This window comes from Neobacillus drentensis (assembly GCF_036962765.1).
Taxonomy (GTDB): Bacteria; Bacillota; Bacilli; order Bacillales; family Cytobacillaceae; genus Neobacillus; species Neobacillus drentensis_C.
In genome coordinates this window covers 25970-41350 of record NZ_JBALOS010000083.1, presented here as the reverse complement: position 1 = coordinate 41350, position 15381 = coordinate 25970, and the positions used below count along the sequence as shown (strand labels likewise).

The following is a 15381-nucleotide window of genomic DNA, read 5'->3' as shown; positions in this document are numbered from 1 at the left end:
TAAAACTGTTAACGCTCTCATCACACTTGCCAGTGCTTACAAAAGCAAGGTTAAAAAATAAAGAGTTAGGACCACCAATTCTTTATTTCCAGTTATTCATTTGTGTTAGAAATCATTCAATGAAAGTCTATTATCTTACAGTCAATATGTCTTTAATCTTGGTAAAGAGATAATATTGCAACATATTTATCCATTTAATACTCGGATGAATAAAAGAACCTGTCGGAACTGTTGGTAATCGCATCACATTGTGAACGTTTTCATTTTATACTCTACAATTAATCTTGTCAAGCGGTCAAATTGAATTGTTTTTGTTTCTTTTTTCAACAGTTATCATTTATTAATCACAAATCCTGTGATTCTAATTCACTTCATTTTTCGATTGGGAGGAATTTTAACCAAAATACCCCACTGAGATTTTGTGCCTGTCACGCCCCCAGTGGGACTGTACCACCGCTGCTTAAAGTATTAAAGTCTAAAATACATTGCCTGTTTTTATGATGTTTACCTTTACTTTCGGTTCAAATTGAACATTTTTATATTCCTTTTCCCAATTGATTTTCTTCCATAATTCAGGGTGAAAACTTGAAATTCGTCTTCCAATCCCCAACACATCACAATTGGCTTTTAATAAAGTATTGGTTACTTCCTTTGCTTGTTTCGTTAATTCATCAGAAAGATCTTCATTTAGTTTTTTGATATTTAGTTCTTTTTTAAAATCTTGAGGAAGGTTCAATAATAGAAGATTGGAGAAGCTCCTTTTTCACCATCGAATCAATGTAAAGAATGACACAATTCTCGTTATTAAATATTAGTTCTTTTATCATTAAATCTTCTGTATGGCAAAAATGCTCTTGTAAATTTCTTATATTTTTCTCAATATCATTTGAGAATTGTCCCACTTCATTTGAACGTCTAAATAATGATGAATTCTTTTTAAAGAAACTCATTTCTGAAAACTCCTTAGAAGACTATGTATTCATTATTATTTCCGTAATTTCCCTTCATATTCCAAGGGTGCAAAGGGACGGTTCTTACAGGGGACAATCGGAAGTTTTGCCCTTGTTCTATCTTATGCTCAAAATCTAATCGCAAAATTTTTGATTGCGCGAGTAGAATCATCCCTCTGGAATTTGGAATTCGAGACAAAAAAAACCCTTCGTACCAACCGGAACGAAGGGTTCTTGCAAATATATATAATTTCCTTTTAATACACATCACGTTGATAACGTCCTTGCTTCTGCATATCTTTTAGATGTGCTTCTGCTTCATTGCGGCTCATCGCACCTTCTTTTTCAATTACGTTAATAAGGGTTTCATGGACGTCTTTCGCCATATATTCCTTATCTCCGCACACGTAAAAATAAGCACCGTTTTGCAGCCATTCGAACAGTTCTTTACTTTGTTCTTGCATTTTATGCTGAACATAGACTTTTTGAGCTCCGTCGCGGGAGAAGGCAGTATCTAATTTGGAAAGTACCCCATCTTGCTGATATTGTTCCAACTCATCTTGATAAAGGAAATCAGAAGCTGCATGCTGGTCTCCAAAAAATAGCCATGACCGGCCTGTTCCTTTATTCACTGTACGTTCCTGTATAAAAGAACGGAATGGTGCAATACCTGTCCCAGGTCCAACCATAATAATATCAATATCATGAGACTCTGGCAGATGAAAATGTTTATTTGCTTGAACAAAGACTGGAAGCGTATCTCCTTCGTTTACACGTTCAGCACATAATACAGAGCAAACCCCTTTACGCTCGCGTCCATGAGCTGTGTAGCGCACAGCACCAATCGTTAAATGAACTTCTTCTGGATTAGCTGCAATGCTGCTTGCAATCGAATAGAGGCGCGGCGTCATTTTTCTTAAGATAGAAACAAATTCCTGAGCGGTTGCTTTCCATGGACCGAAATCCAATAACATATCAAGCAAATCTCGTCCATAGCAATATTCTTTCACTTGGGCTGCATTTTCAACCAAGAGAAGCGTTTGTAACTCTTCGTTTTCTGTAAAGGCAGCTGCCTGCTGTAAAACCTTTTTTGAAAGTAATGTTATTTCAAAATAATTGGTAAGCGCTTCCTTCAGTGGCAATGACTCACCTTGCTTATTGATCGTTACAAGCGTTTCTTCATCCCAGTGCATTTCCTCAAGTAGGGAATCCACCAGTTCTGGATCATTTGAAGGGATAACGCCAAGTGCATCACCTGGCACATAAGAAAGGCCTGATCCTTCTAGTGATAACTCAATATGCCTTGTTTCTTTACTAGAGCCTGCCCCATTTATATTAATATTTTTAAGAATTTTTGCTTGAAACGGATTTGTTCGTGAAAATGTTGTCTGAACCAGTTTGTCTTTTTGGTCAGTATTAGTGTTATCCAAAGTATTTTGCATGGTTCTTACCTCCAAAAGTAATATATACATTTTAACATTGATTCTGGGAATCCGATGTGTATTTTTTCACAATTTTCTTCCCAATTTCGAGTGAAATTACCAATCAAAGTTAAAGTACCGGCACTATGTATAGAATCAAGACGTTTCCATCTTTACAGAATCAAATGTTACCAGAACTAAGGCAGGAAGGGTAATTTAAAACTAATTTTTACTAGGTGGGCCTAACTAAGAATAGCTTGTTTAAAAAGCCTCCTAAATTGCTCCCGATCTTCTGCTGTAAAAGGCTTTGGTCCCTTTGTTCGTTTTCCGCTTTTTCGAGCCATTGCACTTAGATAGCGTGTTTGTAATAATTGATCAATGTTTTCATTTGTATAGGTAAACCCTTTATGGTGAAGGACTATACATCCTTTTGCTAAACCTAGCGATGCAAGTCCATAATCTTGCGTAACAATAATATCCCCTGCTCCGGCTAACTTCATAATCCGATAATCGGCAGCATCCGCTCCAGAATCAACATAAATGATTTCCACTCCTGAAGGTTGTTCCGCATTAGAATAATGAGAAAAACTCGTAACAAGGATCACAGGAATTTCTCCGTTCCTTCCTTCTGAAATAATAATATCTTTTACCGGACAAGCATCAGCATCAACATAAATTTTCATCTTTATCTCTCCTGTAAAGAAGTTCGAATTAATTGTGATACTATTGGTAAATTACGTTTTTGTCAAACCAAAGCCTATTTCTTTTAGGAAGGCTCGGGCAAGCACCATATGTCCGGCAAATAAATTGAAGCCACCAAGCATGGGTAACTTGAGTGGCTTCTTGTCTGCTAATATGAAATTACTTTCTAAATGGTCTTAATTGCTCATTTAATTCCTTTGTATGTGTATAAACCTGTTGATAAATCGCAAATAGCTTTCTATATGCTTCAACATTTTCCTGAATAGGATGGTAGGTTTTTGAAGTTTGAATAAATACTTGTGCACATTCTTTAAGTGAAGGATACCAGCCGCAGCCATATGCTGCTAACATTGCTGCCCCCATGCCTGGTCCTTGTTCACTTGTCAGCTTTTCAATCTTTGCGTTGAAAATATCCGCCTGCATTTGCAGCCATGTTTCATTTTTCGCTCCGCCGCCAATCGAGATAATCGAATCAATGGTTTTACCACTGTTTCTAAAAATTTCAATGGATTCATTTAAGGAGAAAGTGATTCCTTCCAGAACGGCACGGGCAAAGTGCTTTCGTTCATGAGCCGCATCGACGCCAATAAAGCTGCTGCGAATAGTTGAATCTGCATGCGGAGTTCTCTCTCCCACTAGATAAGGTGTGAATAACAACCCGTTACTGCCTGCAGGCACTTCATCAACACCTGCTAAAAGCTGGTCAAAGGCTTCTTCTTTAGCAAATGTATCTTTAAACCAACTTAAACTATAGCCAGCCGCCAAGGTCACTCCCATGGTGTAATAAGTATCTTCTTCACTGTGGTTAAAGTAATGAACCTTTCCTTCAAAATCGAGATCATTTCTCTCTTCATAAGAAAGAACAACACCTGATGTGCCGATACTACATAAGGTTTTCCCTTCCGATAGAATCCCTGAACCAATGGCGCCGCATGCATTATCCGCCCCGCCCGCAAACACTTTTACTGCTTCCGATAATCCAGTTGCATGTGCAAATTCAGCCTTAACCGTACCAACAAAATCATGAGATTCCACTAACGGCGGACAAAATTCTAGTGGAAGACCAAAGAGTTCTAATAGTTCACTGCTCCATTCACGCTTAGCCACGTTTAATAATAATGTTCCTGCTGCGTCTGAGTAGTCCATGTGGATATTTCCTGTCATCCGGTAACGCAGATAATCCTTTGGAAGCATAAAAACGCGAGCACGTTCAAAAATTTGCGGCTCCTCTTCTTTTACCCAAAGAATTTTCGGCAAGGTAAAGCCTTCTAACGCAGGGTTTTTCGTTATCTCTAATAGCCGCTTGTTGCCAACAACTTTGTATATCTCCTGACATTGCTTAGTTGTTCTCGTGTCATTCCACAAAATAGCCTTTCTCAATACTTGGTTATCCTCATCTAACAATACAAGGCCATGCATCTGCCCAGAGAAGCTGAAGCCCTCAATGTCCTTTACGTCCCCATCAAATTGCTCGATTAGTTCGGCTAATCCTGCAGCGGTTTTTTCTACCCATTCTTCCGGGTCTTGTTCACTATATCCTGATTTTTCAATTATGAGAGGATATGATTTAGACACTTCATTACAAACTTCACCATTTTGATTCACTAGTAAAATTTTCACTGCACTCGTGCCGAGGTCAACACCAATTACGTATTTCATATGAATCATCCTTTCTAAAAAATGTGCTGGAGTAAAATACTGCCAGCACATTTTTCATGATTATATTAAGTAGGAATTAAACAGTTACACTTGAAAGTGTTTCTAGTAAATATTGATTAATTAATGCTTTAAGACGTTCTGTTCTGCCTGATGTATTTTTAATTTCTGTTAATTGAAGGGCATGCGCTTCAAGTTCACGGAAATTTGTTCTTCCTTCCACGATTTCTAAGCCAATCCCTTTTGTAAAGCTGCTGTAGCGCTCTTCGATAAAGCTATCAAGCACTTTATCTTCAATAAGCTTATTTGCAACTTTCAAACCGATGGCAAATGCATCCATACCAGCGATGTGTGCATGGAAAAGATCTTCTGGTTCGAATGATCCTCTTCTAACTTTTGCATCGAAGTTCAGTCCGCCCTTACCTAAGCCGCCATTTTTCAAAATTTCATACATGGCTAATGTGTTGGTATACAAGTCTGTTGGGAATTCATCTGTATCCCATCCAAGAAGCATATCACCTTGGTTAGCATCCACTGAACCAAGCATTCCGTTAATACGGGCTGTTCTTAATTCATGCTCAAAAGTGTGACCAGCTAAAGTAGCGTGGTTTGCTTCGATATTAAACTTGAAGTAGTCAGTTAAATCATATTTTTGTAAGAATGCTAGGCCTGTAGCTACATCGAAATCATATTGGTGTTTAGTAGGCTCTTTTGGTTTTGGCTCAATTAAGAATGGAACATTCAAACCAATTTCTTTTGCATAGTCTACTGCCATATGGAAGAAACGCGCTAAATTATCCTGTTCTAACTTCATGTCCGTATTAAGAAGCGTTTCATAGCCTTCACGGCCGCCCCAGAATACATAGTTTTCTGCACCAAGCTCTTTTGCTACTTCTAACGCTTTTTTCACTTTCGCTGCAGAGTAAGCAAACACATCTGCATTTGGAGCAGTCGCAGCACCATGGACATATCGTGGGTTAGAGAACATATTCGCTGTATTCCAAAGCAATTTTGTCTTGCTTGTTTTCATATATTCTTTGATCATCGCCACAATTACGTCTTGATTCTCGTTTGTTTCCTTTAATGTGCTTCCTTCTGGAGCAATATCAACATCGTGGAAAGCGAAGAAAGGAACATTTAATTTTTCAAAAAGTTCAAATGCTGCTTCCACACGTGCTTTAGCTAAATCTAATCCTTTCAAATGATCCCAAGGACGAATTGCCGTACCTACACCAAATGGATCTGTACCATCAGCAGTAAATGTATGCCAGTATGCAACGGAGAAACGAAGAATTTCTTCCATTGTTTTGCCATTTATTTTTTCTTCTGGATTATAATACTTAAACGCTAAAGGGTTTTTAGATGAAGCACCTTCAAATTGAATTTGTTTAACGGTTTCGAAATAAACCATGTGGTGATTCCTCCTAGTGTTTTATGGTTTCAGAACAACTATGTAAATGCTTACAAAAGGTTCTTGGAATCTCTTAACCTTTGTTAAACAAAGTATAGCATCGTCAACTTAGTTTGTCTATTAGATAAACTAAGAATATCATTCATAATTTAAAAGTAAATCAACGGCTTTGTAAAACTGTCCTGTTTATTTCCGCTCCAATCAACTGCCAACTTCATAAATACTGCCCCCTCCCATTTCCATCCTCATCTGAATATTATTTATTAATCTTAGTTGCACGAATATAAAAAGTGTCTTTATTCGGTTATAATAAATTTGAAGTATCTAAACTATTTATTGGGGAGATATGATAATGAAAAACTCAAAGCCTAATGAACCATTAGTTACGCATATTTTTACTGCAGATCCTTCCGCACATGTCTTTGAAGGGAAGCTTTATATTTTTCCTTCTCATGACCTTGATCATGCTGAACCTTCAAATGATAACGGAGACCAATATAAGATGGAAGATTATCATATTTTATCCATGGATGATGTAAACGCTCCATGTGTGGACCACGGTGAAGCGCTCCACTTAAGAGATATCCCTTGGGCTAGTAAACAGCTTTGGGCACCCGATGCTGCTTACAAAAATAATATGTATTATTTATTTTTCCCAGCACGAGATAAAGATGGTATTTTCAGAATTGGCGTCGCAACAAGCCCTAATCCTGCAGGACCTTTTAACCCCGAAGAAAATTACATACCAGGCAGCTTCAGCATTGACCCAGCTGTTTTAGTAGTGGATGTGGATGACAAAGCATATGTTTATTTTGGCGGGCTTTGGGGAGGTCAGTTGGAAAAATGGCAAACTGGAACTTATAAGCCAGATGCTGATGGCCCAGGAGCTACAGAACCTGCTATAGGTCCAAGAGTTGCTGAATTAAGCGATGTATGCTGACGTTTAAAAATGAACCGCAGGAAATCTCCATTGTGGATGAAAACGGCCATCGATTTTTACAAGTGACGAAGACCGAAGATATTTTGAAGGACCATGGGTTCATAAATACAATGGTCTTTACTATCTATCGTATTCTACTGGCACCACTCATAAAATTGTTTATGCAGTAAGTGAAAATCCACAGGGTCCATTTGTGTTCAAAGGGACGATTCTTATCCCTGTAAGCGGCTGGACCACCCATCATTCGATTGTTGAGTTTAATGATGAATGGTATCTGTTCTATCATGATTGCTCTTTATCAGGTGGCGTGGATCATAAGCGCTCTGTGAAATACGCGGAACTAAAATATAACGAAGATGGAACGATTCAAACGATTGACCCTTATGGGGATAAATAATTAGGTTGACGACTGGCTCTCATTAATTGGGGTCAGTTTTTTCTATATATAGAAAAGTGACTTCTTTCCGCTTCAAAAAAATTAACCGTTAATGCTAACCACTAGTAATATTTTCCGACAATTTTTTAAAATTTCTTATTGCCATTTAGGTTAGATGCTGATAATATAATAAGAGCGTAAATTGGAAAGCTATTATTCAATATGTCTGGATCTTTCCAAGCAGATAATTTTTGACCACTTCCTTCAAGAAGTTAAGGCCATACGGACAGCCGGGTCAAATGCCGAATGGCAACTTTAGTTGCCTTATTGATTGAGTTAAAAGCTCAAATTTTATAAGTTGGTTACTTTACAACCAGTGCATAAGCACACAACTTGTGAAACGGTCAATAAGAGTAGTAAAAGTAATTATTTGCTATATAGACTCTGATCCTATTATGATATATTTTGAATATTATAGAGCTTCCTTACTTATTGTTCAAGGACCTTTATCGTATTAGTATATGATTTCTATTACGGTATACGTATGCTTTTTAATATTGATATTATATCTAACAAGCAAGTGTGGTGCGCAGGTTTGCGTTATGCACTTGCTTTTTTTGTTGCGTTTCAAACGTTTTTTTAAGAGGTTATGACATTCGTCTTCATCGTTCGATCATCGGTATATTGTTATGAAATTCCTCTTTGCATGATCAAAAGTCTATTAAGTTAGGAGATAAGAAAATGGGAAAAGCTCTTATAATTGGTTGTGGTGGAGTGGCATCTGTAGCCATCCAAAAATGTGTTCAAAACAGTGAGGTATTTGAAGAAATTTGTATCGCAAGTCGTACAAAATCAAAATGTGATGACTTAAAAGCGAAATTAGATGGCGGCAAGACAAAGATTACAACTGCTCAAGTTGATGCAGATAATGTAGATGAGTTAATCGCGTTAATTAATGAAGTAAAACCAGATATCGTCATGAACTTAGCTTTACCTTATCAAGATTTAACGATTATGGATGCTTGTCTAGCTACAAAAACACACTACATGGATACAGCAAACTATGAGCCAGAAGATACGGCTAAATTTGAATATAAATGGCAATGGGAATACCGCGAGCGTTTTGAAAAAGCTGGAATCACAGCTCTTTTAGGAAGCGGCTTTGACCCAGGTGTAACAGGTGTATTTTCTGCCTATGCATTAAAGCATTATTTTGATGAAATTGAAACAATTGACATCCTTGACTGTAATGGCGGCGACCATGGTTATCCGTTTGCTACAAACTTTAATCCTGAAATCAATATCCGTGAAGTTTCTGCTAACGGAAGATACTGGGAAAACGGTGAATGGATCGAAACAGAACCTATGGAAATCAAACGCGTCTATAACTTCGCTGAAGTTGGCGAAAAAGATATGTATTTGCTTTACCATGAAGAGCTTGAGTCTCTTGCTCAAAACATCCCAGGCCTTAAGCGTATTCGTTTCTTCATGACATTCGGGCAAAGCTATATTACTCATCTAAAAGCCCTTGAAAATGTAGGAATGACAAGCATCGAGCCAATTGAATTCGAAGGAAAACAAATCATTCCACTTCAATTTTTAAAGGCTGTATTACCAGATCCAGCTTCACTTGGACCACGTACAGTTGGTAAAACAAATATCGGATGTATCTTCAAAGGGAAAAAGAACGGAGAAGAGAAAACGTATTATGTTTACAATGTTTGTGACCACCAAGAGTGCTATAAAGAAGTCGGATCTCAAGCAATCTCTTATACAACAGGTGTCCCTGCAATGATCGGTGCGGCGATGATCATGACTGGCAAATGGAATAAACCAGGCGTATTCAATATTGAAGAATTTAATCCAGATCCATTCATGGAAGAATTGAACAAATGGGGTCTTCCATGGGTAGAAGACTTTAACCCAGTTCTTGTGGACGATGAGCCTGTGAAAAAGAAAGAGCCGGAGTTAGTTTACTAAGATGCGGTTTGAAGAATTACCGACACCATGTTATGTAGTTGATGAAGGTCTAGTGGAAAAAAATCTAAAAATCCTGAACGGAGTCATGAAACGGACAGGAGCAAAGATTGTTTTAGCGCAAAAAGCATTTTCAATGACAACCATGTATCCTCTCATTGGAGAGTATTTAAGTGGTACAACGGCAAGCGGTTTGTACGAAGCACGACTAGGTTACGAGGAAATGGGCAAAGAGAATCATGTCTTTGCCCCTGCCTATCGTGAGGATGAAATAGACGAAATTATTTCCATTTGCGATCATATTATCTTTAATTCTTTCTCACAGCTGGAAAAATTTAAAGATAAAGCTCTTCAAGCTGGCAGGAAAGTTGGCTTGCGCATCAATCCTGAATGCTCCACCCAAATTGGGCATGCCATCTATGATCCATGCTCACCAGGTTCAAGATTCGGTGTAACCAAAAAGCATTTTCGTTCCGATTTACTGGAAGGTGTTTCTGGGCTGCATTTCCATACCCTTTGCCAGCAAAACTCCGACGACTTAGAAACCACTCTTAATGCAGTGGTAGAAAAGTTTGGCGAGTGGCTCCCGCAAATGGAATGGATCAACTTCGGCGGCGGTCATCATATTACGAGAGAAGATTATGATATCCCGCGATTAGAAGCGTGTATTAAGAGAATGCAGGATCAATATGGTTTAGAAGTTTATCTTGAGCCGGGAGAAGCCATTGCGCTGAATGCAGGTTACTTGATTACGTCTGTCCTTGATCTTCATCAAAACGGTATGGAGATTGCGATTCTTGACACGTCTGCAACCTGCCATATGCCAGATGTATTGGAAATGCCTTATCGTCCACCACTTTTTGGATCAGGTGAAGCCGGCGAGAAACCATTTACCTATCGTCTTGGCGGGCAAACCTGCCTTACAGGTGATGTAATTGGAGATTATTCTTTTGATCAGCCATTAAAGAGCGGTGATCGCTTAGTTTTCGGTGATATGGCGATCTATACGATGGTCAAAAACACCACCTTTAATGGCATGCCATTACCGGCCATCGCTGTTCAAGATAAAGATGGCGATTGTCGTGTTGTGTCCCAATTTGGCTATCAAGATTTTAAAATGAGACTAGCTTAAAATAGTATTTGTTAAGGGAAGCACATTTTTATATGACGCGCCCCCTATCTGAATATCTTTTGAAAGAACCAGATTCTAATAATAGGAATCTGGTTTTTTTATATTAATAGTCTTATTCGTGAACATTTAATGTAATGGTAGTTTCATGGGGATAATAAGTTATAATAATAGAAACAAACTAGTAAAAAGAAGATGATATTTTGTTATGTAAGAGCCTAGAGTTCAAAAATGTGGACGGACAGAAGATAAAAGTCATTAATATTCCTGTACTAGAAACAAACAGTAGCTATTATTTTATGATACAAGCCCGGTTACAAATCTTTATTTCATTTCTTTATCAGCAGCCTCATGAAAAAAGGTGCTATTCATTCCGTGAATATTTGAAACGAAAAATGAGTTGGACGGATTACAAAAATCTATTTTGTATTAAAGAGTTTAAGGATAATGCTTAATTCAGTTCCTGTAGTCTTTTAAGATTTTGTTTATAAATTTCTGGAGATGACCAATTTTGATATTTATCTGGTAAAGGTATATCATCTACATGATTTGATGTTTTTGCAATCTGACTGATATTTTCGATATAATTTATTAATTCTTTAAGGTCATTTTTGGTTCCAACTGGACCATGACCTGGTACAGCTATTTTAAAATCAAGCTCTTCGACAGTTTTTAAAATTCCCCTCCATTGTTCAGGGCTGGATTCATCAAAAAAGGTTGGATGGGTATGGACGAATAGCAAATCCCCCATAAATATGACCTTCTCTTCTTGGATATAGAGCATCGCATCACTGTAGGAATGCCCTCCACCCAAGGTAAAGAGTTTCGCACTCCTTTCTGTCCCGTGAAAGGTTTTTTCTTCTTTAAACGTTTGCTGTGGTAATACTAATTCTAATGTTGGCAATGAGGCTTGGAATTCGCTTAGAAAGCTTATTTGATGCTCTAGTTTCCTATCATTATTATTCCTCAGTTGCTCCTTTAATGAATCAATATAATCAGCTAGGCCCTGTAAACCCTCTTTTTGCTTCTTTATTCGTGCCGGATGGAGTTCCCTCATTTTTTGATATGTAACTTCACTTGATATGATCGTACTATTCCTGAAAACTTGATTACCGCGGATATGGTCTCCGTGCCAATGACTATTGATCACCCATGTAATGGGGCTGTTCGTAATCTTTTTTGACATCGTTTTTAAGTCTTCTGCCGCCTGTTGCGTATTAAAGGTATCAAATACAATGGTTTGATACCCTAAATCAACAAATCCTGCATTTCCTATTGAACCGCCGCCCTCTTTTGCGATCGCTGCATAAATTCCCTCGCTAACCTTTTCTAGTAAAAAATGATTACTGTAAAATTCGCTATTCACCCTTTTTCCTCTCCTTCGTTTAGTAGACTTCAAATGAAATCTACAATTGTTGTTCCAACGCTATTCAACTTCCATTGTATTAAGGTAAATTTTGTTTTTGAACTTAGTACGAAGAATAATGATTTTTAAAGTGCTGGTTAATCGCTTGACAAGTATCACGAAGGGCGGACGCAAGCTTTTCTTCATTGCCATAAAAACGAGTAGATGGGAGCGGAATTGAGACTGCGCTTAAATTTCCCATTTGATCTCCAATAACGGCGCCCACTGCACAAATTCCCTTTATGTGCTCTTCCCTGGCAAATGCAACACCCTGTTGACGAACCACTTCTAATTCCTTTAACAATTCATTCCGACTTGTAATGGTATTCTCATTGTACAGTGGCAGGTCCTCCGGTAACAGTCTCTCAACTTCAGTTACTGGCAGGGATGCAAGTATGGCCTTTCCATTTGCTGTGCAATGTAATGGAAAAGATGCGCCGGGTTGTGAGGTTGCTTGCAATGGATGAGGAGCGATTATTTGATCCACAAAAAGCACCTTCCCGTTATCTAATACGGACAGGTCTACTGTTTCATTGACTTGACGTGATAGTTCTATTAAAAACGGTCTGACTTCTTCCCTTAAATCACTTTGGACAGCTGCGGCCAGCATAGCAATCTCGGGCCCGAGACGGAAACCTTCGTCAGCAGAAGCCGGTGCAACAAATCCTTCCTGCTCCAGCGTTGTAACAATTCTTTGAACCGTAGATCTAGCCAAGCCTACTTCTTTGGCAATTTTCGATAGGCTTAATCCTTTTGGATGACCTCTTAGAACTCTCAGTATATTAGCCGCTCGAGTGATCACTTGAACAGTTGATATTTTTGTTTGCCCCTGTTTATCGTTGTTCAAAAGTATGAACCCCCTCCTCCAATATCTATCTTCTATTATAACTGAAATTTGAATGGGTCCGAAAAAGATAGTGATTGACATCGGATTTTACTATTCATTATACTTAATTTATCAATAATGATACACCTGTACCACAATACGGTTAATTTTATATTAAACTATAGATGAGGGATAAATATGGGTTTAGTTAGAATTGGTGTGATTGGAATAGGAAATATGGGCAGTTCACATGTTCAAATGTTGTACCAAGGACGAATCAACGGAGCAGAGTTAACGGCGGTTTGCAGTCGTAATGAAAGCCGCATTGAATGGGTCAAAAGCCAGACAAAGGGTAATGTGAAAATTTTCAAGGACGAGGAGAGCTTTTTTAATGACTCCGAGATCGATGCAGTCCTAATCGCCACACCGCATTATAGTCATCCAAAATTAGCGACAGAGGCCTTTGCAAAAGGGAAACATGTCCTCATCGAAAAACCAGCCGGTGTCTACACAAAAAATGTACTAGAAATGAATGCAGCAGCAAAAGCAAGCGGGAAAGTGTTCAGCATCATGTATAACCAAAGGGCAAATCCCCTCTATCAAAAGATTCGAGACCTTATTCAGTCAGGCCAACTGGGCACTATTAAACGAACGAATTGGATTATTACTGATATTTACCGGCCACAAAGCTATTACGATTCTAGTAAATGGAGAGCAACATGGGAAGGCGAAGGCGGCGGTGTCCTCATAAATCAGGCACTTCATCATTTGGATATTTGGCAGTGGACAACAGGCTGCATGCCAAAGCGGATTCGGGCGGTGTCTAGTTTTGGAAAGTATCATGATATTGAAGTAGAAGATGATGTTACAGCATTTGTGGAATATGAAAATGGGGCGACAGGTGTCTTTATTGCTTCAACAGGAGAAGCACCAGGAACAAATCGCTTCGAGATTGTCGGGGACCGAGGGAAGCTTGTTGTTGAAAATGAGGAACTCATCTTTTTTCAATTGGCACAATCAGAACGTGAATTTAATTCGTCCTATATAGGCGGATTCGGGATGCCTGACTATCAAAAAAAAGAAATATCTGTAACTAGTAATAATGCAAATCATACCCTCATTATTCAAAACTGGGTTGATGCCATTCTTAAAGGATCTCCTCTATTATCACCAGGGGAAGATGGAGTCAAAGCCCTAGAAATTTCTAATGCCATCTATCTATCTTCCTGGTTAAACGAAACACTAGAATTGCCAATCAATCCCGAGTTTTACTACGAAAAATTACAAGAAAAAATCAACGCATCCACATTTAAGAAGAAACATGTTAGTAATTCGACATTGGATGTCAACGGGACGCATTAGGAAAGGCAGGCTTGGAGAAGCCTGCCTTATTATTAAGCCCAAAATTCCTTGAAATGTAACAGAACATTCATATTCCTTGAATGGAATCTTGTTAATTTTTTATAAAATGAGAGTAGTGACAAGAAAGGATGTGGCTTATGTTACTTAAAGATCGAACAGAGTCGGAAGAATTATTAGTTTTGCGCTATTTGGACGCGCGAATGGAGTTAACTGAAAAGGAGAGGTATCGCCATTTAAACCTAGAGAAAGGCTTTGAAGGTGAATTACAATTTGACAAACTTGCAGAAAATCTCCAAGAAGAAAGGTATGTCGTCAATGACTTATTGCTTGAAGTAAACAACTCATATTTTCAAATTGACAAATTTATAATTTCACAGGGAGTTATTCACCTTTTGGATATAAAAAACTATGAAGGTGAATGTTATATAAAATCGGGCAACCTTTATACCGTGGCAAACCATCGTGAATATAAGAATCCTGTAGACCAGTTAAAAAGGGCTGCACTTCTTCTTCGCCAGCTGCTCCATAACCTCAAGCTAAATTACCTGGTTGAACCCTTCGTGATTTTTATCAACCCTGAATTCACCTTATATCAAGCCCCACTGGATGATCCCATAATTTTACCAACACAGGTTAATGGTTTTTTAAGAGATTTAAATAATACACCGTCGAAGCTAAATGATGGCCACAAGAAACTAGCCCAAATATTAATTTCATTGCATAAAACCAAAAACCCATTTACGGTTTTCCCTACATATACTTATGACCAACTGCATAAGGGAATTTATTGCAAAACTTGTAAGTCCTTTTTGCTATCTATTAAAAATTATGACTTTGTATGTGGAAAGTGCGGAAGACACGAAAAGATCGAAGACGCTATTTTACGAAATGTGAAGGAATTTTCACTCCTATTTCCAGATCGAAAAATCACTACCCAAAGCATCTATGAGTGGTGCAATGTCAATTTAAGTAAAAGGACATTTTGCAGGATTTTGAAGAAAAACTATACCGCATTTGGAAATACTTGTGATACTTATTATAAATAATTAATTGAATGAGTGTGCATTCGGACAGGTTTGTGCTTTTTCCGGCTTAACTTGTCCGAATACGACCTTCATTCAGACAGGTTTGACCTTTTCTGGGCATGACTTGTCCGAATACGACCTGCATTCAGACAGGTTTGTACTTTTCGGGGGCATGACTTGTTCGAATACGACCTGCATTCA

The 15381-nt window shown here is 38.2% G+C and carries 13 protein-coding genes and 1 pseudogene; 6 read left to right on the top strand and 8 right to left on the bottom strand.

Translation table 11 applies throughout. The features are described from left to right. Positions 1-475: 475 nt before the first annotated feature. The 6 genes from V7137_RS12210 to xylA form a co-directional block, all read right to left on the bottom strand. The gene (locus V7137_RS12210; RefSeq protein WP_335698342.1) at positions 476-736 is read right to left on the bottom strand and encodes a Ger(x)C family spore germination C-terminal domain-containing protein; all 261 of its coding nucleotides are present in this window, start codon (positions 734-736) and stop codon (positions 476-478) included. Beyond that, entirely contained in the window at positions 714-950 is a 237-nt protein-coding gene (locus V7137_RS12205; RefSeq protein WP_335698341.1) for a hypothetical protein, read from the bottom strand. The genes V7137_RS12210 and V7137_RS12205 overlap by 23 nt, the downstream gene beginning before the upstream one ends. A gap of 257 nt (positions 951-1207) precedes the next feature. After that, positions 1208-2392: a sulfite reductase subunit alpha gene (locus V7137_RS12200; RefSeq protein WP_335698340.1), complete on the bottom strand. Its 1185-nt coding sequence runs from the start codon at positions 2390-2392 to the stop codon at positions 1208-1210. Between the two features lie 221 nt (positions 2393-2613). After that, positions 2614-3054, bottom strand: coding sequence for a YaiI/YqxD family protein (locus V7137_RS12195; protein WP_335698339.1), 441 nt, complete (start codon positions 3052-3054; stop codon positions 2614-2616). A gap of 178 nt (positions 3055-3232) precedes the next feature. Continuing rightward, complete coding sequence (gene xylB / locus V7137_RS12190) at positions 3233-4732, bottom strand: xylulokinase (RefSeq protein ID WP_335698338.1); 1500 nt, start codon at positions 4730-4732, stop codon at positions 3233-3235. A gap of 76 nt (positions 4733-4808) precedes the next feature. After that, the gene (gene xylA / locus V7137_RS12185; RefSeq protein ID WP_335698337.1) at positions 4809-6140 is read right to left on the bottom strand and encodes a xylose isomerase; all 1332 of its coding nucleotides are present in this window, start codon (positions 6138-6140) and stop codon (positions 4809-4811) included. 346 nt (positions 6141-6486) lie between these two features. On the opposite strand from xylA, the pseudogene V7137_RS12180 reads away from it, so the two are divergent. The 4 genes and pseudogenes from V7137_RS12180 (at position 6487) to V7137_RS12165 (ending at position 11017) form a co-directional block, all read left to right on the top strand. Beyond that, positions 6487-7477: pseudogene (locus V7137_RS12180) on the top strand (glycoside hydrolase family 43 protein). 720 nt (positions 7478-8197) lie between these two features. Further along, positions 8198-9436 (top strand): saccharopine dehydrogenase family protein, encoded by a 1239-nt coding sequence (locus V7137_RS12175; protein WP_335698336.1) that lies wholly within the window; start codon positions 8198-8200, stop codon positions 9434-9436. 1 nt (position 9437) lies between these two features. Beyond that, positions 9438-10565 (top strand): carboxynorspermidine decarboxylase, encoded by a 1128-nt coding sequence (gene nspC, locus V7137_RS12170; RefSeq protein WP_335698335.1) that lies wholly within the window; start codon positions 9438-9440, stop codon positions 10563-10565. Between the two features lie 200 nt (positions 10566-10765). Next, positions 10766-11017, top strand: coding sequence for a DUF2535 family protein (locus V7137_RS12165; protein ID WP_335698334.1), 252 nt, complete (start codon positions 10766-10768; stop codon positions 11015-11017). On the opposite strand, the gene V7137_RS12160 is transcribed toward V7137_RS12165, so the two are convergent. Continuing rightward, positions 11014-11928 carry an MBL fold metallo-hydrolase gene (locus tag V7137_RS12160; protein ID WP_335698333.1) on the bottom strand — a complete coding sequence of 305 codons (915 nt, stop codon included), beginning with the start codon at positions 11926-11928 and terminating at the stop codon, positions 11014-11016. The two genes, V7137_RS12165 and V7137_RS12160, sit on opposite strands and share 4 nt — an antisense overlap. Positions 11929-12031: 103 nt before the next feature. Further along, positions 12032-12814 carry an IclR family transcriptional regulator gene (locus V7137_RS12155; RefSeq protein ID WP_335698332.1) on the bottom strand — a complete coding sequence of 261 codons (783 nt, stop codon included), beginning with the start codon at positions 12812-12814 and terminating at the stop codon, positions 12032-12034. 177 nt (positions 12815-12991) lie between these two features. Between V7137_RS12155 and V7137_RS12150 the strand changes: the two genes are divergently transcribed. Next, a complete protein-coding gene (locus V7137_RS12150) occupies positions 12992-14155 on the top strand; it encodes a Gfo/Idh/MocA family protein (RefSeq protein WP_335698331.1) in 1164 nt (387 codons plus the stop codon). 137 nt (positions 14156-14292) lie between these two features. After that, on the top strand, positions 14293-15201 hold the full coding sequence (locus tag V7137_RS12145; protein ID WP_335698330.1) for a nuclease-related domain-containing protein: 909 nt from the start codon (positions 14293-14295) through the stop codon (positions 15199-15201). Positions 15202-15381 lie beyond the last annotated feature (180 nt).